We start from the raw sequence: 19,280 nt of genomic DNA on the forward strand, positions 1-19,280 counted from the left end.
AAACATTGAGGAAATTATTATTAATTACTGTTTTAAGCGGACTGATGGTGTTTGTGGCGGCATGCGGGTCGTCATCTGATTCCAGCGAAGAGGATAAAGGCAATGCTTCTGGTGAGGCAGAAAAGGTGACGGTGAACCATGAACTGGGGGAAACCGATGTACCGAAAAACCCGGAGAAAGTAGTCGTTTTTGACTTTGGCACACTGGATACCCTTGATAAATTGGGAGTTAATGTTACCGGGGTTCCAAAGGGCAGTATACCAGATTACCTGGAGAAATATAAAAGTGATAAATATGCGAACGCCGGCAGTTTGAAAGAACCTGATTTCGATAAGCTGGCACAAATTAATCCTGATCTGATCATTATCTCCGGCCGGCAAGCTTCTTTATATGATCAATTAAAGGAAATTGCACCGACCGTCCATCTCGGCGTCGATACAACGAGATATATGGATTCATTCAAAGAAAATCTTAATAAAATCGGCACCATTTTCGGTAAACAGGATGAAATTGATAAAGAACTGGAAGCTATTGAAAAATCCATTGCCGACCTCAAAGAGAAAGCCGAAGCCAGCAATAAGGAAGCACTGATTATACTTGCCAACGATGATAAGATAAGTGCGTACGGGCCTAATTCACGGTTTGGCATCATTCACGATGTGTTCGGTGTTCCTGCAGTTGATAAAAATATAGAGGTATCCACACATGGCATGAACGTTTCGTTTGAGTATGTGGTTGAACAGAATCCGGAAATGCTTTATGTGATCGACCGGGGTGCTGTAGTCGGAAGTGAATCATCCGCGAAACAAGTTGTTGAAAATGATCTTACCAAGAAAACAAAGGCGTACAAGAATGATAATATCGTCTATTTGAACCCGGATTATTGGTACCTTTCGGGTGGGGGACTCGTTTCCGTACAGGAAATGGTTAATGAAATTGATGAGAGTCTGAGCGAATAAAGTTTTAGGGACCGGTCCCCATTTTGGGCCGGTCCTCTTCACGTGAATGAAAATACGGCAAATGATAGTAAAATAGGCGATAAATTGTAAAGAAGATGTAAAAGGTTGCGGAAATGCCGGTATGATAAGGGATAAAGGCTAACTAACCGAATGTAATAAAACTTGCGATACCCCCATAAAATATGTTTGAATTAAAGAACAACGATAGGAAATGAGGGACTACCATTTATGATGAGAAAATTACTGATGACACTAATGGCGCTCGGAATAGCTTTAGTACTGGCAGCGTGCGGCGGTGATGATGAATCGAGCGATAAGGATAATGGCGGCGGTAGTGATAAAAATGGACAGGCTTCTGAACAGCAGAAGAAGATGCCTGAGCCTGACCTGAAAGATGTGCCAGATGTTGTCGCAAAAGTGAATGGCGAAGAAATCAAGAAAAAAGAATTCAAATCAACGTATCAAAGCCTGTTCCAGCGTATGGCGATGCAATCACAGCTGACCGGTCAAAAGCTTGATCAGGACAAGCTGAAAAAGCAGACAGCAGAGGGCATGGTCGGTAATCAGCTGCTTATTCAAGAGGCAAATGATCGTGACTATAGTGCATCGGACAAAGATGTGGACGAGACACTGAACGATATGGCCAAACAAAATGGGCTTGAGTCCAAAGACAAATTGCTGAGTAAGTTAGAAGAGCAAGGCATGAAGGAAAAAGAAGTTGTTTCTCAGATTAAGACACAAGTCAAAGTGGAGAAGCTGATTTCTGAAGAATCAGGGGACACGGAACCGACGGAGGAAGAATTGCAAAAAGCATATGACCAGTGGAAGTCTCAGCAGGAGAAAGCGAAAGAGGGTAACAAAGGTGAAAAGGAAGACGGAGAAGAAAAGAAAATAGCCTCATTTGACGAGAAAAAATCAGATTTGAAGTCACAGTTAAAAACCCAAAAAGAAAATAAAGCACGGCAGACGCTTGTTGAGAAACTCCGTAAAGATGCCGATGTCACCATTAATTTATAGCAGAAAAAAACCAGGGTCCATTACGGATCCTGGTTTTTTTTCTGCTTGTTTTGCAGCAGAACCTGGAGCGATTCATGCAACAATGATCGAATCGATTGCAGCCAGCAATCGCTCCATCTGTTCCTCCGTACCAATCGTAATGCGCACGTAATTGGCAGTTGCGGCGTTTTGAAAATGCCTGATTAAGATTTTTTGCTGTTTCAATTTCTGATAAAGTGTTTCTGCTTCTACCTTATAGTGGGAGGCGAAGATAAAGTTAGCGGCGGATGGCAGTACGCAGAATCCGCGTTTTTTCATTTCGGGAATCAGCCACTCCCTTGTATTGATGATTTGTCCTGTTGTCTCCTGGAAATAATCTTCATCCTGAATGGCAGCAGTTCCGCCAGCGATAGCCAGTTGGTCAATCGTATATGAGTTGAATGAGTCCTTGATGCGATGGAGCGCCTCCATCAGGTGTGGCTGCCCGATGGCAAAACCGAGCCGCAGACCGGCCAGTGACCTTGATTTGGACATGGTCTGTACAATCAATAGGTTAGGATAATCCTTGACCAGTGATACGGCAGAACCAGGAGCGAAGTCGACATAGGCCTCATCGATGATAACCACTTGCTTCGGATTATTTGCCGCAATCTCCTCTACCGACTTCAAATCGAGATATAAACCTGTTGGTGCATTCGGATTGGCAATAATCACCCCGCCCTCTGACTGGAAAAAGGACGCAACAGGAATCGTAAAGTCCCGATTAAGCGGAACATCATCATACGGGATATGAAAAAGTTTGGCATAGACCGGGTAAAAGCTGTATGTTACCGATGGAAACCGGATGCGGGCATCTTGTTCAAAAAAGGCCATGAACGAAAAGGCTAGTACTTCATCAGACCCATTACCGATAAAAACATGGTCCTTATCAAGCTGATAATAACGGCCGATTTCTTCCCGAAGCGCGTCAGCACCGGGGGCAGGGTAAAGATGTAATTTCTGTGTCAATTCGTTCTGAATGGCGTCGATAACCTTTGGTGAAGGTCCGTACGGGTTTTCATTGGTATTCAGCTTGATAATGTCCGGGTCATTCAGTTGTTCGCCGGGTACGTAAGGTTCTGTCCGTTTAACTGCCTCGCTCCAGAATTTACACATGTCGGACGTCTTCCTTTGCTGTATGGCGTTTGGCAAGTTCCTGTCTGATCTCGGAAATGGAGATATCCATCAGTTCCATCAGAACGAGTGTGTGGTAACTTAAATCGGCTATTTCCCATATCATTTCGTCACGGCTGTTATTTTTGGCACCGATGATCACTTCACTCGTTTCCTCTCCTATCTTTTTAAGGATTTTATCCATGCCTTCCGAAAATAAATAGGTGGTATAAGAGCCTTCCTCTGCATCAGCACGGCGTTTTTTGATAAGGGCTGCCAGTTCGTTGAGCGTCATTTGGCCGGTCGGATCAGCTTCTTTCAACGTATGATGAAAGCAAGTTGGCTCACCAGTATGACAGGCTGGCCCGAGTGGATGCACTTTTATCAAAAGGGCATCCTGATCACAGTCATACCGGATTTCATGGATCTTTTGCCTGTTGCCGGATGTTTCCCCTTTATGCCACACCTTCCTGCGTTTGCGGCTGTAAAACCATGTTTCACCGGTTTCCAGTGTTATTTCCAGCGACTCCCTGTTCATATAGGCATGGGTAAGCACATTACCTGTTTCCATATCCTGTATGATGGCGGGGATAAGACCTTGTTCGTCAAAGGTCAGTTCGTTCAGCTGTTCGTCCCACATGTCATTACCTCCTGACGGTGATTCCGTTTTGATCAAGATAGTTTTTTAGCTCAGGTATTTGAATCTCATTGTAATGGAAGACAGAGGCTGCAAGGGCTGCATCGGCATTTGCTTCGGTCAGTACATCGGCTACATGGGAATTTGATCCGGCACCACCACTTGCGATGACGGGGATGTTGACATTTTGTTTGATTGTTTTTGTCAGTTCAAGGCTATAGCCGGTTTTATCCCCATCGGTATCTATTGCATTGACTACTATTTCACCGGCACCAAGACGTTCTCCCTCTTTGACCCATTCAACAGCATCCATCCCCGTATCATCCCTGCCGCCGCTAATGACAATATGCCAGTTTCCTGGTCCGGCCTTTTTAGCATCAATTGCCAGAACAATGCATTGGCTGCCGAACTGCACAGCGGCTTCCTGAATGAAATCAGGGTTTTTAACGGCTGCACTATTGATGGATACTTTATCTGCGCCGGCATGGAGCGCCTGCTCGATATCCCGGATACTGCGGATGCCGCCGCCGACAGTGAATGGAATCGTAATTTCTGCTGCTATTTTTCTGACAATGTCAAGAAATAGCAGGCGGTTTTCATTGGATGCCGTAATGTCGTAAAAGACAAGTTCATCGGCGCCGGATTCATTGTATTGTCTCGCCAGGTCAATCGGGTCCGCAACATCTTGTATATTTTTAAACTTATGCCCTTTGACAACGCGTCCTTTATTAACGTCCAAGCATGGGATAATTCGTTTTGCCCTCATTCATGTTTCCTCCCGTATGTTTGTAAATGATAGTGTGCCGTCATACAATGCTTTGCCAATGATGGCACCGTAAAGATCCATCTCTTTGAGCCGGTTCACATCTTCCAGGCTGGAGATGCCGCCTGAGGCAATGACTTGGATGTTTGTTGCACAATTAATGGCGTTCAGCTCTTCAAAGTTGGGGCCTTTCAGCATGCCGTCTTTCAAAATATCCGTGTAAATGATGGTACTGACCCCAATTGTTTCAAGCTCTTTCATCAAATCGATTGCTTTAACATCACTTGTTTCGGTCCAACCATCTGTTGCGATGAAGCCATTACGTGCATCGATGGACACAGCAATGTTATCACCAAAGGAAGCAACTGCTTCTTTTAAGAAGTCCATATGATGAATAGCAGCTGTACCAATAATGACCCGATCAGCACCTGCAGACAGGTAAGTTTGTAACGTATCAATGGAACGAATGCCACCTCCAATTTGAACAGGGATCTGGATGGTTTGGACAATCTCCCGAATGGTTTCAGCATTGGCGGCAGTCCCGGTTTTGGCACCATCCAGGTCCACAACGTGCAAGTAATCGGCTTGCTGGTCCTCCCATTGTTTGGCAATAGAGGCTGGGGAGTCGCTATAAATTGTTTCTTGTCGGTAATCCCCTTGTGTGAGGCGGACACAATTCCCGCCTCTGATATCGATAGCTGGAAGTAAAATCATTTTTATTCCCTCTTTTCTACAAGGATCCTTTCGTTGATGGGATACCATCCACCCTCTCATTGATCGATACAGCTTGGTCAAGCGCCCGGCCTGCACCTTTGAAAATAGCCTCTATCATATGATGGGTGTTCGAGCCATAGGCCAGGTTAATGTGCAGTGTAATACCGGCGTGATTGACGAAGGCCTGGAAAAATTCTTCGGCCAGCTCTGTATCGAATGACCCGACTTTTTCCTTCAGTCCATCGACATGATAGACAAGGTATGGCCGCCCGCTAATATCGACTGAAACAGAGGCAAGTGCTTCATCCATCGGTGTCGTGACTGTAGCATAACGGGTAATGCCCGTTTTATCGCCGAGTGCTTGTTTGAACGCCTGCCCGAGGACAATGCCGGTATCTTCAACCGTATGATGCTGATCAACTTCCAGGTCGCCATCACACTGCACGCTCAAATCGAACAGTCCGTGTTTGGTCAGCAGTGTCAACATGTGGTCAAAGAAACCGATGCCTGTATGGATATTCGGTGTCCCGGAGCCATCCAGGCTGAACGCTGCAGTGATATTGGTTTCGGCTGTAGCACGTCTAATCGTCTGTTTTCGCATCGTTTTCATCCTTCCTGATCTGAATCGATTGAGCATGTGCGGTCAGCCCTTCTGCTTTGGCAAGAGAGGTGACGGTCTCTGAAACGTTTCTCAGAGCGTCTCTCTGATAATGAATAATGCTTGATTTTTTCATAAAATCATAGACACCAAGTGGTGATGAAAATGCTGCTGTACCGCTCGTTGGCAACGTATGGTTAGGACCGGCTGCATAGTCACCCAGTGGCTCAGGGGAATAATTGCCTAGAAAAATGGCCCCCGCATTCGTAATCGCCGCCAAGTTTTCGAACGGCTCCCGAATCATGAGCTGCAGATGCTCCGGTGCAATTAGATTAGCGATGTCCAGTGCTTCTGCAAGTGATTCCGTCACAATCATTCGCCCGTTCTGATCTAATGACTGGCGGATAATTTTTTTACGCTCCAGCTTTTCTATCTGACGGGATATCTCTCCTTGTACTGCATCTGCTATATGACTGCTTGGTGTCACCAATAGCGGTCTGGCCTGTTCGTCATGTTCTGCCTGTGATAAAAGATCGGCAGCAGCAAAAGCTGGGTTTGCTGTTTCATCAGCGACAATGCAAATTTCGCTTGGGCCGGCAATCATATCGACAGCGACATCACCAAATACCCACTTTTTAGCCCGGGCAACGTAGGTATTGCCGGGTCCAACAATTTTAAAAGCCTTTTTAATCGTTTCGGTGCCATAGGCTAATGCAGCAATGGCTTGTGCCCCCCCGACTTTATAGACAGTGTCAGCGCCCGCCACTCTGGCAGCGGCAAGGACGTGCGGACTGATGTTTCCATGTTCATCTGGCGGCGTGGTAACGGTGATATCCTTAACACCCGCCAGTTTCGCCGGGATGATATTCATCAGTACAGAAGATGGGTAGGAGGCTTTACCCCCCGGTATATACACACCGACACGTTCAATAGGGGATACCTTTTGTCCTAATGTCACGCCGAGGTCTGGATTCATGAACCAGGATTGCTCCATCTGGCCAGCATGAAAGGTTTCAATGTTTTTGCCTGCGGTCCGGAGTGCTGTATGAAATGAGTCGCTGACGGATGCTTCTGCTTCCTGAAATTCATCCTCAGTAACTTGCAGTGTACGAAGCCTAATGCCGTCCAATTCTTCCGTGAGCCGGAGAAGAGCGGTATCCCCATTTTTCTGGACGTCAGAGATGATGCGAAGAACCTTTTCGTCCAAAATGCCGTTGTTGGTCTGTCCGAATGATGATCCACTCGCCTGCCGGAATTGGCTGGCTGTCATTTTTTTCACGTTTGATCACTCCAACCCTTTTTTTAAAGTATCAATGAATCTGTGTACGCTGTCCGATTTAGTGGTGAAGCTGGCTTTGTTGACAATCAGGCGGGTGCTGATTGCTTCCATCTCTTCAAGTACAGTCAGTCCATTTTCGCGTAAGGTGTTGCCGGTTTCGACGATGTCCACAATGACGTCCGCGAGGCCAATGACAGGTGCAAGTTCAACCGATCCGTTTAGTTTGATGGTGTCGATGGGGATGCCTTTTCTATGAAAATGTTTTTTGGCTGCGGCTGGATATTTGGATGCAACGGTTAATGTCCTGTCTGTATCCAGCCCGGTTCCTGTGAAGCCGGCAACTGCAAATTTGCACTGGCCAAACTGCAGGTCAAGCAGTTCGTAAACGTCAGGCTGTTCTTCCATAATGTTATCCTTCCCGACGATTCCCACGTCTGCTGCTCCATTTTCCACATATGTCGGGACATCAACGGCCTTGACAAAGATTAGCTTAATCAGACTGTCCTTATCATAGAAAACGAGTTTTCTTGAATCTTCTCTGAAATGATCGAAATGGAAGCCGGCCTTCTCCAGCAAATTGATAGAATTATTTGCTGTCCGGCCTTTTGCAAGTGCCAATGTAAGGTAATCCATTCAATTTCCCCTCATTTCTACTTCCAGCAGATTGTTTAGTTCATCTGCCGTCTGAAATTCCGTTTGTTTGCCCCGGTGATGCAGCAGAAATTGGTCTGCCGTTATAAAGGCAGTTCCGAGTGCAGGCGTTTCTAAATCAGTTCTTCGGCACCTATTCTCGGTGACTACACGGAAGCCGATATCCCGGAGTTTATTGGCGATAGCTAATGCATGTGTGATGCCGCTTGGGTCATAATAAATAATAACCTGGATGGCATTTTCCATTACCGGTGGCTGGCCGTCCTTACCCAGTGCATCCAACAAAAGATCGGCGAAGCAGCCGAAACCAATTGCCGGCATGCTTTTCCCAAACTGCTCTGTCAGGTGATTGTACCGTCCGCCCATTAGAACAGGTTTACTGGATCCGGCAACATATCCCTGAAAAATGATGCCCGAATAATAGTTCATATCATTTATCAGGCCAAGATCTAATACAACAGAATCGTAGGCGCCGTAAGCCCTTAAAACAGCAATAACATCCTTGAGTTCATTAATTGTCTTTCGCATACCGGCGTTGAGGGATATCGCTGATGCCTTGGCAATTACTTGTTCCGGGCTTCCATATAACATCGGGATTGTCTCGACAGCTTCTGCCAATTCCCCGTCAATTGGCAAATCGGCAAGGAAGGGTCTTATTTCAGTCAAGTTCTTGGACTGTATCAGTTCGTGCAACTGTTCAGCCTGACTTGGCGAGAGCGGCAGCTGGCTCAGCAATTCCTTAAAGAAAGCGGCATGGCTTAGGACAATTCTGTATTGGCTGAAATGAAGGTCCTTAAGAATATGAGCAGCCATGGCGACCAATTCGGCATCATTTTCATGTGTGTTTTCCCCGAAGCATTCGACGCCTGCCTGAGTCCGTTCTCTATGATGGTTCTTTTCATCGGTAAGCCGGTACACATCCTGGACATAAAATTGCCGCCGAGGACTTTTGTCACCCGATGCTGCCTGCTGTGCGATGGGGATGGTTACATCCGGACGAAGGACAAGAACCTCCCCGGACGGGTCTATGGTTTTAATCATGTCGTGTTTACGGACCGTCCCGGTAACCGAAGTATATAAATCGTAATCCTGAAAAGCGCTTGTGCTTGTTTCGACATATCCGTAAGTGCGGAAGCGTCTCTTCAGCAAAGGCAGGAGGCTGTTTTGCATTAGCTGCCTGGAGGTTATTCCATTGTTTTCAGTGTCAATTTGATAGGAAACCATGCGAAAACTCCATTCTGTCCGTGTCTTCATCACTTTACCACTTTATTTAATTAAAGTTATTTAGTATTCTAGTAATTAATCGATGAAAAGTCAACAGAAAATAATGACTCTTTAATATTTTTTTACAACACTGCAAATGAGAACCATGGGTAAAAAAGTCAAATAAATTCCATAATCAATGAAGGCATAACTTTCCGGGGAATGCTATAATGAAAACAGCATTTATAACCCATGATAGCTGGTGGTACGATGAAGCAGCTGAAAAAAATAGTTCTGATTATAGCCGGGTCGATTTCACTGGCTTTGGGAATGTTGGGCATTATTCTTCCGCTGGTGCCAACAACGCCGCTGCTGCTGCTGGCGGCTGCCTGTTATGTGAGAAGCTCGGATAATCTATACAATTGGCTCCTTTCGAATAAATATTTTGGCTCCTACATACAGAATTACCGTGATGGCAAAGGTATTCCTTTGAAGGCAAAAGTGATAGGGGTGTCTACACTATGGATAGCAATGGCATACAGCATTTTGTTTGTCGTTCCGCTATTGGCCGTAAAGATTCTGTTGTTCGGAATAGGCTCTTATTTCACATGGTTTATCCTTAAGCAAAAGACACTGCGAAAGGCTTAAGGAACGGGAGGTAACCAAGAAATCCCCGAACCCTATGCACCTGTCATGCTTCTGGTGAATAGTAATGCTACAGAGGATTATGAACTTGGACGATTGCGGATGAAATAAAAACAGGCAGAGTAACATAATCTCGCTTGGAAACGACGAATTTTTCAGCAGGGATTCGAACCGTTTTATGGAAGTGCGTGTTCAAAAAGGAGGATAAAAAGGACCGAGAATTTCGAGGCGGCGATGGTTTCGAGTAACGGAATGTATGCCTTTAGATACATGAGTAGCGGAGAAACGAGCCAACAAAGAAATTCGATGTGTCATTTTTACCGGACTTTTTGAACAACCTCTGGGAAGACAGGAAGTACAGCAAAGGATGGATGTTTGTGGTGACTGAGCAGACGTATGAACAATTAACAGCCATTACATCAGCTGAAAATATTAAAGCTGGTGAAAATTTAGAAGATCACACATATACACGGTTAGGCGGTAAGGCTGATTTTTATGTAACACCGGAAACGTATAGGGAAGTCCAGGATATCGTCAGACTTTCCATTAAAGAGAATATACCATTCACATTACTCGGGAATGGATCTAATCTGATTATCAAAGATGGCGGAATAAGAGGCATTGTGCTGAATTTGGGCCGCCTGGCAGATATCACAACAGATGGCACACGGATGGTTGCACAAAGTGGTGCCCGGATTATTGACGCTTCCCAGGAGGCGCTGTCTCATTCATTAACGGGACTTGAGTTTGCGTGCGGCATTCCAGGTTCTGTCGGCGGGGCGCTATTTATGAATGCGGGTGCGTACGGCGGAGAGATTAAGGATGTCCTGGTGAGCACGGTTGTCGTTGACCAGCATGGTAACTTGCTGACATTGTCCGCCGATGAACTCGATCTAGAGTACCGCTCCAGTAATATTCCGGAAAAGGGTTATATTGTGCTGGAAGCTACGTTCGCACTGGAAGAAGGGGAGTATGACGCTATTAAAGCGGTCATGGACGATCTCACATACAAACGGGAATCGAAACAGCCACTTGAGTATCCATCATGCGGCAGTGTGTTTAAAAGGCCTCCCGGGTACTTTGCCGGCAAATTGATTCAAGACAGCGATTTGCAGGGGCAGCAAGTTGGCGGAGCCGAGGTGTCATTAAAGCATGCGGGCTTTATTATTAATAAAGACGGTGCTACAGCAACGGAGTATATCGATTTAATCCATCATGTGCAGCGTACGGTTAAAGAAAAATTTGGTGTCAGCCTTGAACGGGAAGTGAAGATTATAGGAGAGGACCCGGCGGAGTAATGAGTTTCCTCTTCCCGTTTTACGGACTGGGACAAGAAGCCTCCCATATAAAAAACTGACTTGCTCTTAAGGAACAAGTCAGTTTTTGCTTCCTAGGACCGAAACCGGTGCAGGAAGCTTTGCAGTCGGTCATTGGTAGAGTTTTCAAGTACGTCTGCAGGGGGTCCTTCCTCGGCGATGACCCCATTGTCAAGGAACAGGACCCTGTCAGCTATGTCGCGGGCAAATTCCATTTCGTGTGTTACCAGTACCATTGCCATTTCGCCTTCTTTTGCTATATCCCGGATAACTTCCAGGACTTCTCCGACCAGTTCCGGGTCAAGTGCTGATGTTACTTCATCAAACAGCATAATCTTCGGCCGCATCACGAGTGCACGTGCCATCGCAACACGCTGCTTCTGTCCGCCGGAAAGCTGATTTGGATAGTTATCCAGCTTATCCCCAAGCCCGACTTTCTCCAGCATTTCTACGGATCGTTCTTTTGCTTCGGCTTTAGAAATTTTCTGGACGTGAACAGGTGCAGTCATACAGTTTTCCAGAATGGACATATGTGGGAACAAATTGAAATGCTGAAACACCATACCAATGTCGCCACGTACTTGCCTTAAATGTTTTTCATTGGCAGGTACAAGTTCACCGTTTTTCTCCATGTGCCATAAATTTTTACCATCTACTATAATACTGCCGGAAGTAGGCTGTTCAAGTGTCATCAGCATCCGGATAATCGTTGTCTTACCTGAACCACTTGGGCCGATGACAGCAACTTTTTCGGCTGGTTTAATATCCAGGTCAATACCGGTCAATACTTCGGTGTCACCAAATGATTTATGCACATCTTTGTAACTTACAATTGGTTCTGTCATTGTTGTGAAACAGCTCCTTTCTCTTCTTCTTTAACGGGTTTGCTTCCAGTTGGCTCCCCTTTTACAAAACGACGATTCATTCTGCGCTCGAGTCTATTAATGAGTATAGCAGATGGATAGCTCAACACAAGGAACAGAAGTGCAACAATCGTTAATGCTTCCAAATACCTGAAATTGGCTGCTCCATACGAGTTAGCCAGATTTAATATTCCGGCAACGCCAATTGTTGATGCAAGCGGAATTTCTTTAAACATAATAATCAAATAGTTTCCAAGCATCGGAATGGTTGGTGGTATGGCCTGTGGCAGAATGATTTTGGTCCACTTTTTCCTGGTTGAAAAATTAAGCGCTCGTGCTGCTTCCCATTGTCCTTTATCAACAGCTTCAATCCCAGAGCGATACACTTCACCGATATAGGTGCTGAAATGGACTCCAAGGCCAATAATCGCACTTGTAAACGGATCTAAAGCAAATCCAACGACTGGAACCATCGGCCATGCATAGAAAATGAAAAACAGCTGTACGAGCGGTGGCGTAGACCGGATGAATTCCATAATCCAGGAAAGCACCCATTTCAATGGTTTCAGCGGAATTCTATTAATAAACGTCCAGACGAACCCGAACAATAGAGCAAACAAATAGGTTGCAATGGTAAGTCCAAGTGTGATTCCGAGCCCCTCTGCCACAATTGGAAAAGCTTCAAAAAATACTTCCCATTTCCAATTATTCATTGACTAGCCACCCCTTTCTTGGATGCCTTTTCCATTCGCTTCGTCATCCATATTAGCGGCAGTGCCATAATGAAATAGAAAATGAGCACTAGCAGATAGACAGTTGGAGCTTGTGACAGATTGCTGCTGCGCAAAATATCACCGTAATAAAGAATATCGGTCATGCCTATCAGCGAGACCAATGATGTAGCTTTCAGCATTTGAATGAGGTAGTTGCCAAACTCTGGGAGCATCATGCGGACGGCCTGTGGAAAAATAACAATCCGCATCCGTTGAAATCGGGACATGTTCAAGGCCGTGGCTGCTTCTGTCTGTCCTTTTGCAACAGATATTATAGAACCACGTACAATTTCAGACATGTAGGCACCATAGTTCAGTGCAATGGCTAGTACACCTGCCCAGTAATCACTGCCGATGTCTATCCCGAATAGGATCGGCATTGCATAGTATAGCCAGAATAATTGTACAATGAGTGAAGTCCCACGGAAAATTTCTACATAAAAAACCGTTAAATACTTTAGGATTGGATTTTTGGATAATCTTGAAAAACCCGCAATAAATGCCATTAAATAGCCGAGGATAATTGATCCAATCAACACTTTGATTGTGATTCCCATTCCTTGCATCAAGACGGGGAAAATCTCAGCAATTGCATTAATAGTGATCACTCCTTTATGATATCTCGTATGTTTGCTGCCAAATACGAATAGGGTCTGACCCCCTGGGTGAGGGAGCCGGACCCTATGGAGTCAATGCTTGCATATTCCAACAATTAGCTTACTTTAGTGTTTACCAAGCTTCGCCATTACAGATTTGTTCTGTTGTCAAATCTGCAGGCGGCGCATTTCCTTCTGCGCTGAACCCATTTTTCTCCAGAAGTTCTGCTACTGTACCGTCGTCAATCAGTTTTTGCAGTTCTTCGTTGTATGCTTCACGCAGTTCGTCGTTATCCGGATGGAATGCCGCAGCACCGTAGCTTGGTATTCCCTCGATATCCGGCTGTTCAAAGTCTTCCACAAATTCAAGTTTATCGTTGCCGGCGGATTCCAATGCCATTTTGACGGTCATCTCCGTTCCGGTTGTTGCATCAGCACGACCTGACTCAACTGCGGAGAATGTGGCAGGGATGTCGGAAGCTTTCTGGATCTGGTCTTCACTCACACCTTCCTGTTGAACAAAATCAACTTCTGTTGCACCGGACATAATCGACACGGTCGCATCTTTTTCCGCAATGTCTTTGTAGCTATGCAGATCCATCGGGTTACCTTTTTGAACAATCAGACCTTCCCCATAAGTCATTTCCGGTTCACCGAAGTCAACGTTTTCACAACGGTCTGGCTTGATTGCCATCCCAGACGTGATAACGTCAAACTTGCCTGCCTTCACACCAGGAATTAGCTGACCATAGTCGGATAATTGACCTTCGACGTTATCGACACCGAGTTCAGCAAATACTGCGGTCGCAATATCGACTGCAGCCCCTTTTAATTCCCCGTCTTCCCCCTGATAGCCGTATGGTTCCTCATTCGCAAAACCAATGGTTACTGTTCCCGCTTCTTGCAGTTCGGCAAGTTTGCTGTCACCGCTGCTTCCTTCACTTCCATTATCACTTCCGCCGTCGCCGCTTGTTTCCTCTGAGCCGCCTGATCCACAAGCAGCCAGGAAAAGAAGCGCCAGTGCGAAAATGGATGCTGCTAATAACTTTTTCATCTCCTAAATGACCTCCCATTGTTTTTTGATAAACGGACGTGACCACCAGTAATGCCGGCGTCAGGTTCTGTTTATCTAAGATTTCTTCCTGATCCGAATAACGGAATGGATGCTGTTCAATTGGTATGCAAAAAGATGCTTGTGCAGTACAACTTTTTTACTAGAAACCGAACAGAATTACAGTGGGGAAAGTATCTTTAAACTGTCATACTACAATGGTATAGGGTTTATAAATCCGATTCAACTTGCATATTTTTGGATAATTTGCAATATAACTTCAAAATAGTATAAGAATTGTGTAAAGCTTGTCTATATCAAAATATGCTTGGATATAACGTGTGTTACTTCTATATGCTCCAAAATTGCTGTTATTACGGAAAATTTTCTGGAAAATTCGGCTGAGAGATTTGATGTGTTACAATGCATATAGCAATTTGGTTAAAATGGTATCTGGCCGTTATGAGGCTATTAGACTAGTTATCTTTCTTTATCGGAGGGGAATTAGATGACAGGATATATTGTTACTGGTGTTGTTATTATGCTGACTGTAATGGCATTGACTCTTATTGCGATATCAAAAGGATATGATTATAAACATACAGTGGATCCGTTGCCAGCGGATGATGAAGAAAAAAAGAATGTTGAGAGTAAGGAAGACCGTGCAATTTAGCACGGTCTTCTGTATGCTGAAATAATTAGTCAGGCTTCTCGTGTGATGGGCGTAAGCCTTCTTTTAGCTGTCTGATACTTAATCCGAAGTCCATCTGCAAGTGCGGGTAATTATGATCAAAATTGCGTATTGAAGTATTTCGTTCGGAATTATAAGATAGCCTAAAGAGGGGAGGAGTCAGCGTGTATGTACTGCTTGTCACTCTGATAGGCTATGTATTCGGGTGTTTCCATGGTTCACAGGCAGTCAGCAAATACAAAAAAGTCGATATAAAAAACAGCGGGGTAAACAATTCCGGTGCTTCTAATACGACGATATTATTAGGGTGGAAGTACGGAATTTTGGTTGCGATCATTGATATTTTCAAGGCGACTTTATCCATTGTATTGGTGCTGTACTTGCTAAACAGCCAGGGTATTACCGGTCAGATGCAGACATTATTAGTATACATTAATGCACTGTTTATCATTATTGGCCATAATTATCCGATTACCATGAAATTCAGCGGCGGCAAAGGAACAGCATCTTTGGTGGGAATTTTGCTGGCAATTGACTGGAAAGTCGCTGTTGTTGGTATTGGAATCTTGCTGCTGTTCACATTGGCGACCGATTATTTGGTTGTCGGCGTCTTCTTCATGTATATGTCGTTTTTGACAACGACGTATTTATTTTTCGGAGTCGAGCCGACCATGATTGTTGTGCTATTATCGGTAATGGGTATAATAAAACATATAGAGAATTATAAACGTATTCTCAATAAGGAAGAAACCAAACTCTCAAGTATGTTTCGAAAAGAATCATAGATGGAGGAACTATGCTGGATATTATTATTTGGATTGTTATCGTTGCACTATTTATCGCAAGCTTTGCAGGCGTCATCTTCCCGATTATCCCGTCACCGCTTGTTCTGTGGGTCGGTTTTCTGTTGTATCACTTCGTCATCAATGCTGATGAGCTGACCGTGTGGTTTTGGATGGGGATGGCTGTGTTGACGGTTATCTTGATTGTTGCGGATGTCATCGCTAACAGTTACTTTGTCAAAAAATATGGCGGGAGCAAATGGGGCGAACGCGGTGCAGCAGTGGCTGTTATTATTGGCTCATTTATCATACCGCCATTTGGTATTTTGATTATACCGTTTCTGACGGTGTTTGTAATTGAAACGATGCAACAGAAAACATCTAAGGAGGCGATACGGGCATCCATTGGGTCATTAATAGGATTTCTTGGAGGCGCCGTTGCCAAGGTCGTGATTCAGTTGGTCATGATTGTTTGGTTTTTTGCAGCAATTTTATTTTAAGAGGTTGTTCAAAAAGTCCGGTTCATCCTCTTTTTTGAACACGTACTTTAATGACAGAAAGGATTTTTATTATGAAGCTTCCAGCACGTGTGATGACAATTGCGGGGTCTGCGGCCGGGGGAAGTGCCGGTATTCAGGCAGACTTGAAAACATTTCAGGAATTGGACGTCTATGGAATGAGTGTGGTGACAGCGATTGTTGCCCGGCATCCTGAAACAGATAAAAACGTCCATCTGCAGACACTTGAAGCCATTGAGGCACAATTTGCAACGGCGACAAAGCAAGTCGGGGTCGATGCGCTTAAAACGGGCATGTTATTTTCCAAAGACATTATTGAAAAGACGGCAGAGCTGGTTTCCGGTACCAATGCGACAACAAAAGTAGTTGATCCGGTCATGGTGGGCAAACTTGATTCAAAACTGCTTGCCGATGATGCTATCGACGTCTTACGGGATAAGCTTTTGCCTTTGGCAGATGTTATCACGCCGAATGTGCCTGAGGCTTCCTATCTTTTAAACGGCCGGGAGCTGACCACAGTTGAGGATATGAAGCAGGCTGCTATTGATTTGCATGAACTCGGTCCAAATTATGTGCTTGTCAAAGGCGGCAGATTGAAAGGCGAAGCAATTGATGTGCTGTACGATGGTGAAACAATGACCGCATTTGAGGCACCCAGGATCGATACGGAAAATACGAGCGGGGCAGGCTGTACGTACTCAGCAGCAATTACATCCTACCTGACAAAAGGGCACACCGTTCCGGAGGCAGTGCGTCTGGCTAAGAGTTTTGTGACAACAGCCATCGAATATGGTTTTTCCTATAACGATATGGTCGGTCCGACGTATCATGCGGCTGAACGTATGAAAGGCGAAGCGCACACGATTAAAGTGGAGAAACTGGCGTAAGTACATGTTACACTAAAGGAAATGGCAAAGGGGAGTGGTGTTTCATGGGGAAGCGGGCGTTGCTTAATGTGGACTATACGATTGACTTTGTTGCAGATCAAGGGAAATTGACGTGTGGAAAACCGGGACAGGCTATTGAGGAGAGTATCATTTCCATCACGAAAGACTTTATTGCCGCAGGAGATTATGTCGTATTTGCCATTGATGCCCATGAGGAAGGGGATACGTACCATCCAGAGGCACAGCTTTTTCCGCCGCACAACATCATCGGAACAGAAGGGCAGGAACTGTACGGTGATTTGGCTTCTGTTTATGAACAGCATAAGGATGCGGTGAACGTTTATTATTTTGATAAGACACGCTATAGTGCGTTTGCCGGAACGGATTTGGAACTGAGGCTGCGCGAACGACAGATTGATGAAATTCATTTGGTCGGTGTCTGTACCGATATTTGTGTGCTGCACACCGCCATCGACGCGTATAACAAAGGATTTCGTATTGTTGTGCATCAGGGTGCCGTGGCCAGTTTCAATGCAGCCGGACATGAATGGGCACTCGGACACTTTAAAGATACACTCGGTGCAAAAGTTGTATAGGGAAAGGAAAGAGCCAGGCGGAATACTGCCTGGCTCTTTCCGTTTCGGGGCATTGTTTTCGATCCTGCCGTAAATAATAAGGGAAACGAATTTAAGAGGTGTTGTTATGGAAAAGTTCGAAATCAATTACAATAAAAGTTACCTCGACGGGAACTGGGTTGATGGGGATACCGGACATGACTATGATATTTTGAACCCTTATGATGATTCAGTTATAGCGACAGTTCAGCTCGCCTCACTTAAGCAGGTCAAAAATGCGTATGAAATCGCTGAGGCGCGGCAAAAGGAGTGGGCACATTCGTCTGTTGAGGAGCGAAAGGAAATTTTCCGGAAGGCTGCTGAGTTTATGCAAAATAACAAGGATGACATTATCAATATTGTCAGCAGGGAAACCGGTGGTACGTTATTAAAGGCCGAATTGGAATTGAATCTGACGATAGATGTGTTAAAAGAAACGTTTAATTATATGGATGTGGTGGATGAGGTAAAAGAAGTAAAAGCCAGTATCGAAGGCAAGCGGAATAAAATATACCGACAGCCATTGGGTGTAATCAGTTCCATCTCGCCGTTTAACTTTCCGATGAATTTGTCGATGCGTTCGATTGCACCGGCCATAGCATTGGGAAATACGGTTGTTCATAAGGCGGATTTACAGGTCGGGTTTACCGGAGGGGCCATTTTAGCACGGGCCTTTGATTATGCCGGGCTCCCGGAAGGTGTGTTTCAATCGGTATTTACCAGTATTGATGAAATTGGTGACGAGATGCTTGAAAATCCGGTTGTACAGCTGATTGCATTTACCGGATCAACGAACGTCGGAAAGCATATTGGCAAAATTGCCGGGGAAAACCTTAAGCGTGTTGCCCTTGAACTTGGCGGAAATAATCCATTCGTTGTATTTGGCGATGCGGATGTTGATAAAGCAGTAGACGCGGCAATCTTCGGCAAGTTTATGCACCAGGGACAGATCTGTATGTGTGTAAACCGGATGATTGTTCATCGAGATATTTACGAAGAATTTAAGGATAAATTTGTCAAGCGTGCGGCTGAACTTCCGTGTGGTGACCAGACCGATCCCGATACAGTCATTGGTCCGCTCATTAATGAAGAACAGGCTGATAAAGTGATGGAGATTATCGAAAAAGCTGAGGAGAACGGTGTGAAAGCTGCATTAAAAGGGGAACGGAACGGCAAGCTTTTGACACCATATGTTTTTGTTGATGTTGATAACCAGGATGATATTGCCCAGACTGAATTGTTTTCGCCTGTCGCCTCCATTATTAAAGCAGATTCCGATGACCATGCGCTGGAATTGGCGAATGACACTATTTACGGGCTGACGTCGTCCATTTTTACATCTGATTTGGAAAAAGGGGAAGCAGCTGCGCTTAAAATTGACAGCGGCATGACACATGTTAATGATCAGACAGTTAATGATGCAGCCAATATTCCATTTGGTGGCAATAAGCAGAGTGGCATGGGGCGTTTCGGTAATCCATGGGTCATTGATGAATTTACAAAAATGAAATGGGTTTCAGTTCAGGAAGAATACCGTGACTTTCCTTTCTAGGACTTTTTGAAAACAACCCCTTTTCTAGGGCAAGTGCTTC

22 protein-coding genes are annotated in these 19,280 nt (G+C 45.0%); 10 read left to right on the forward strand and 12 right to left on the reverse strand.

Annotation, left to right across the window (positions count from 1 at the left end; genetic code table 11):
• The first annotated feature begins 5 nt into the window (after window positions 1-5).
• Both ACFSUO_RS03510 and ACFSUO_RS03515 read left to right on the forward strand, forming a co-directional pair.
• Window positions 6-959, forward strand: a complete 954-nt coding sequence (locus ACFSUO_RS03510) for a siderophore ABC transporter substrate-binding protein (RefSeq protein ID WP_382391143.1) — start codon at window positions 6-8, stop codon at window positions 957-959.
• A gap of 228 nt (window positions 960-1,187) precedes the next feature.
• Window positions 1,188-1,976, forward strand: a complete 789-nt coding sequence (locus ACFSUO_RS03515; protein ID WP_382391145.1) for a SurA N-terminal domain-containing protein — start codon at window positions 1,188-1,190, stop codon at window positions 1,974-1,976.
• A 72-nt stretch (window positions 1,977-2,048) separates the two neighbouring features.
• On the opposite strand, the gene hisC is transcribed toward ACFSUO_RS03515, so the two are convergent.
• From hisC to ACFSUO_RS03555, 8 genes are read right to left on the reverse strand one after another with little or no spacing between them, the layout of a single operon-like run.
• Entirely contained in the window at window positions 2,049-3,110 is a 1,062-nt protein-coding gene (gene hisC / locus ACFSUO_RS03520) for a histidinol-phosphate transaminase (protein ID WP_382391147.1), read from the reverse strand.
• Entirely contained in the window at window positions 3,103-3,747 is a 645-nt protein-coding gene (gene hisIE / locus ACFSUO_RS03525; RefSeq protein ID WP_382391149.1) for a bifunctional phosphoribosyl-AMP cyclohydrolase/phosphoribosyl-ATP diphosphatase HisIE, read from the reverse strand. The genes hisC and hisIE overlap by 8 nt, the downstream gene beginning before the upstream one ends.
• Window positions 3,748-3,751: 4 nt before the next feature.
• A complete protein-coding gene (hisF, locus tag ACFSUO_RS03530; protein WP_382391151.1) occupies window positions 3,752-4,510 on the reverse strand; it encodes an imidazole glycerol phosphate synthase subunit HisF in 759 nt (252 codons plus the stop codon).
• Complete coding sequence (hisA, locus tag ACFSUO_RS03535) at window positions 4,511-5,221, reverse strand: 1-(5-phosphoribosyl)-5-[(5-phosphoribosylamino)methylideneamino]imidazole-4-carboxamide isomerase (RefSeq protein ID WP_382391153.1); 711 nt, start codon at window positions 5,219-5,221, stop codon at window positions 4,511-4,513.
• Window positions 5,222-5,237: 16 nt separating this feature from the next.
• The gene (hisB, locus tag ACFSUO_RS03540; RefSeq protein ID WP_382391155.1) at window positions 5,238-5,822 is read right to left on the reverse strand and encodes an imidazoleglycerol-phosphate dehydratase HisB; all 585 of its coding nucleotides are present in this window, start codon (window positions 5,820-5,822) and stop codon (window positions 5,238-5,240) included.
• The gene (gene hisD, locus ACFSUO_RS03545; protein ID WP_382391157.1) at window positions 5,803-7,098 is read right to left on the reverse strand and encodes a histidinol dehydrogenase; all 1,296 of its coding nucleotides are present in this window, start codon (window positions 7,096-7,098) and stop codon (window positions 5,803-5,805) included. The genes hisB and hisD overlap by 20 nt, the downstream gene beginning before the upstream one ends.
• Window positions 7,099-7,104: 6 nt before the next feature.
• Window positions 7,105-7,731: an ATP phosphoribosyltransferase gene (gene hisG / locus ACFSUO_RS03550; protein WP_382391159.1), complete on the reverse strand. Its 627-nt coding sequence runs from the start codon at window positions 7,729-7,731 to the stop codon at window positions 7,105-7,107.
• Window positions 7,732-9,003: an ATP phosphoribosyltransferase regulatory subunit gene (locus ACFSUO_RS03555; protein ID WP_382391161.1), complete on the reverse strand. Its 1,272-nt coding sequence runs from the start codon at window positions 9,001-9,003 to the stop codon at window positions 7,732-7,734.
• Between the two features lie 219 nt (window positions 9,004-9,222).
• On the opposite strand from ACFSUO_RS03555, the gene ACFSUO_RS03560 reads away from it, so the two are divergent.
• Together ACFSUO_RS03560 and murB are read left to right on the forward strand one after the other, a co-directional pair.
• The gene (locus ACFSUO_RS03560; RefSeq protein ID WP_382391163.1) at window positions 9,223-9,600 is read left to right on the forward strand and encodes a YbaN family protein; all 378 of its coding nucleotides are present in this window, start codon (window positions 9,223-9,225) and stop codon (window positions 9,598-9,600) included.
• A 368-nt stretch (window positions 9,601-9,968) separates the two neighbouring features.
• Window positions 9,969-10,895 (forward strand): UDP-N-acetylmuramate dehydrogenase, encoded by a 927-nt coding sequence (murB, locus tag ACFSUO_RS03565; protein ID WP_382391329.1) that lies wholly within the window; start codon window positions 9,969-9,971, stop codon window positions 10,893-10,895.
• A 92-nt stretch (window positions 10,896-10,987) separates the two neighbouring features.
• Here murB and ehuA read toward each other — a convergent pair whose 3' ends face one another.
• From ehuA to ehuB, 4 genes are all read right to left on the reverse strand, one after another.
• The gene (ehuA, locus tag ACFSUO_RS03570) at window positions 10,988-11,758 is read right to left on the reverse strand and encodes an ectoine/hydroxyectoine ABC transporter ATP-binding protein EhuA (RefSeq protein ID WP_382391165.1); all 771 of its coding nucleotides are present in this window, start codon (window positions 11,756-11,758) and stop codon (window positions 10,988-10,990) included.
• Window positions 11,755-12,489 (reverse strand): ectoine/hydroxyectoine ABC transporter permease subunit EhuD, encoded by a 735-nt coding sequence (ehuD, locus tag ACFSUO_RS03575; RefSeq protein WP_382391167.1) that lies wholly within the window; start codon window positions 12,487-12,489, stop codon window positions 11,755-11,757. The genes ehuA and ehuD overlap by 4 nt, the downstream gene beginning before the upstream one ends.
• Entirely contained in the window at window positions 12,486-13,148 is a 663-nt protein-coding gene (gene ehuC, locus ACFSUO_RS03580) for an ectoine/hydroxyectoine ABC transporter permease subunit EhuC (RefSeq protein ID WP_382391331.1), read from the reverse strand. Before ehuC ends, ehuD begins: the two co-directional genes overlap by 4 nt.
• A gap of 130 nt (window positions 13,149-13,278) precedes the next feature.
• Complete coding sequence (gene ehuB, locus ACFSUO_RS03585) at window positions 13,279-14,199, reverse strand: ectoine/hydroxyectoine ABC transporter substrate-binding protein EhuB (protein ID WP_382391169.1); 921 nt, start codon at window positions 14,197-14,199, stop codon at window positions 13,279-13,281.
• Between the two features lie 505 nt (window positions 14,200-14,704).
• On the opposite strand from ehuB, the gene ytzI reads away from it, so the two are divergent.
• The 6 genes from ytzI to ACFSUO_RS03615 all read left to right on the forward strand — a co-directional run bounded on the left by ytzI (window position 14,705) and on the right by ACFSUO_RS03615 (window position 19,240).
• Window positions 14,705-14,869, forward strand: coding sequence for a YtzI protein (gene ytzI / locus ACFSUO_RS03590; protein ID WP_382391171.1), 165 nt, complete (start codon window positions 14,705-14,707; stop codon window positions 14,867-14,869).
• Between the two features lie 182 nt (window positions 14,870-15,051).
• On the forward strand, window positions 15,052-15,672 hold the full coding sequence (locus ACFSUO_RS03595; protein WP_382391173.1) for a glycerol-3-phosphate acyltransferase: 621 nt from the start codon (window positions 15,052-15,054) through the stop codon (window positions 15,670-15,672).
• An 11-nt stretch (window positions 15,673-15,683) separates the two neighbouring features.
• A complete protein-coding gene (locus ACFSUO_RS03600) occupies window positions 15,684-16,169 on the forward strand; it encodes a DUF456 domain-containing protein (protein ID WP_382391175.1) in 486 nt (161 codons plus the stop codon).
• A gap of 71 nt (window positions 16,170-16,240) precedes the next feature.
• Window positions 16,241-17,074, forward strand: coding sequence for a bifunctional hydroxymethylpyrimidine kinase/phosphomethylpyrimidine kinase (gene thiD / locus ACFSUO_RS03605; protein ID WP_382391333.1), 834 nt, complete (start codon window positions 16,241-16,243; stop codon window positions 17,072-17,074).
• Between the two features lie 44 nt (window positions 17,075-17,118).
• On the forward strand, window positions 17,119-17,670 hold the full coding sequence (locus ACFSUO_RS03610; RefSeq protein WP_382391177.1) for a cysteine hydrolase family protein: 552 nt from the start codon (window positions 17,119-17,121) through the stop codon (window positions 17,668-17,670).
• Between the two features lie 106 nt (window positions 17,671-17,776).
• On the forward strand, window positions 17,777-19,240 hold the full coding sequence (locus tag ACFSUO_RS03615) for an aldehyde dehydrogenase family protein (protein ID WP_382391179.1): 1,464 nt from the start codon (window positions 17,777-17,779) through the stop codon (window positions 19,238-19,240).
• Window positions 19,241-19,280: the final 40 nt, after the last annotated feature.

This window comes from Lentibacillus juripiscarius, assembly GCF_042685205.1.
In the GTDB taxonomy this organism is placed as follows: domain Bacteria; phylum Bacillota; class Bacilli; order Bacillales; family Amphibacillaceae; genus Lentibacillus; species Lentibacillus juripiscarius.

Coding starts and splice junctions, on each gene's coding strand:
- ACFSUO_RS03515 (WP_382391145.1), top strand. CDS start 1,188: ATGATGAGAAAATTACTGATGACACTAATGGCGCTCGGAATAGCTTTA.
- hisC (WP_382391147.1), bottom strand. CDS start 3,110: ATGTGTAAATTCTGGAGCGAGGCAGTTAAACGGACAGAACCTTACGTA.
- hisIE (WP_382391149.1), bottom strand. CDS start 3,747: ATGTGGGACGAACAGCTGAACGAACTGACCTTTGACGAACAAGGTCTT.
- hisF (WP_382391151.1), bottom strand. CDS start 4,510: ATGAGGGCAAAACGAATTATCCCATGCTTGGACGTTAATAAAGGACGC.
- hisA (WP_382391153.1), bottom strand. CDS start 5,221: ATGATTTTACTTCCAGCTATCGATATCAGAGGCGGGAATTGTGTCCGC.
- hisB (WP_382391155.1), bottom strand. CDS start 5,822: ATGCGAAAACAGACGATTAGACGTGCTACAGCCGAAACCAATATCACT.
- hisG (WP_382391159.1), bottom strand. CDS start 7,731: ATGGATTACCTTACATTGGCACTTGCAAAAGGCCGGACAGCAAATAAT.
- ACFSUO_RS03555 (WP_382391161.1), bottom strand. CDS start 9,003: ATGAAGACACGGACAGAATGGAGTTTTCGCATGGTTTCCTATCAAATT.
- ACFSUO_RS03560 (WP_382391163.1), top strand. CDS start 9,223: ATGAAGCAGCTGAAAAAAATAGTTCTGATTATAGCCGGGTCGATTTCA.
- murB (WP_382391329.1), top strand. CDS start 9,969: ATGTTTGTGGTGACTGAGCAGACGTATGAACAATTAACAGCCATTACA.
- ehuA (WP_382391165.1), bottom strand. CDS start 11,758: ATGACAGAACCAATTGTAAGTTACAAAGATGTGCATAAATCATTTGGT.
- ehuD (WP_382391167.1), bottom strand. CDS start 12,489: ATGAATAATTGGAAATGGGAAGTATTTTTTGAAGCTTTTCCAATTGTG.
- ehuB (WP_382391169.1), bottom strand. CDS start 14,199: ATGAAAAAGTTATTAGCAGCATCCATTTTCGCACTGGCGCTTCTTTTC.
- ytzI (WP_382391171.1), top strand. CDS start 14,705: ATGACAGGATATATTGTTACTGGTGTTGTTATTATGCTGACTGTAATG.
- ACFSUO_RS03600 (WP_382391175.1), top strand. CDS start 15,684: ATGCTGGATATTATTATTTGGATTGTTATCGTTGCACTATTTATCGCA.
- thiD (WP_382391333.1), top strand. CDS start 16,241: ATGAAGCTTCCAGCACGTGTGATGACAATTGCGGGGTCTGCGGCCGGG.
- ACFSUO_RS03610 (WP_382391177.1), top strand. CDS start 17,119: ATGGGGAAGCGGGCGTTGCTTAATGTGGACTATACGATTGACTTTGTT.
- ACFSUO_RS03615 (WP_382391179.1), top strand. CDS start 17,777: ATGGAAAAGTTCGAAATCAATTACAATAAAAGTTACCTCGACGGGAAC.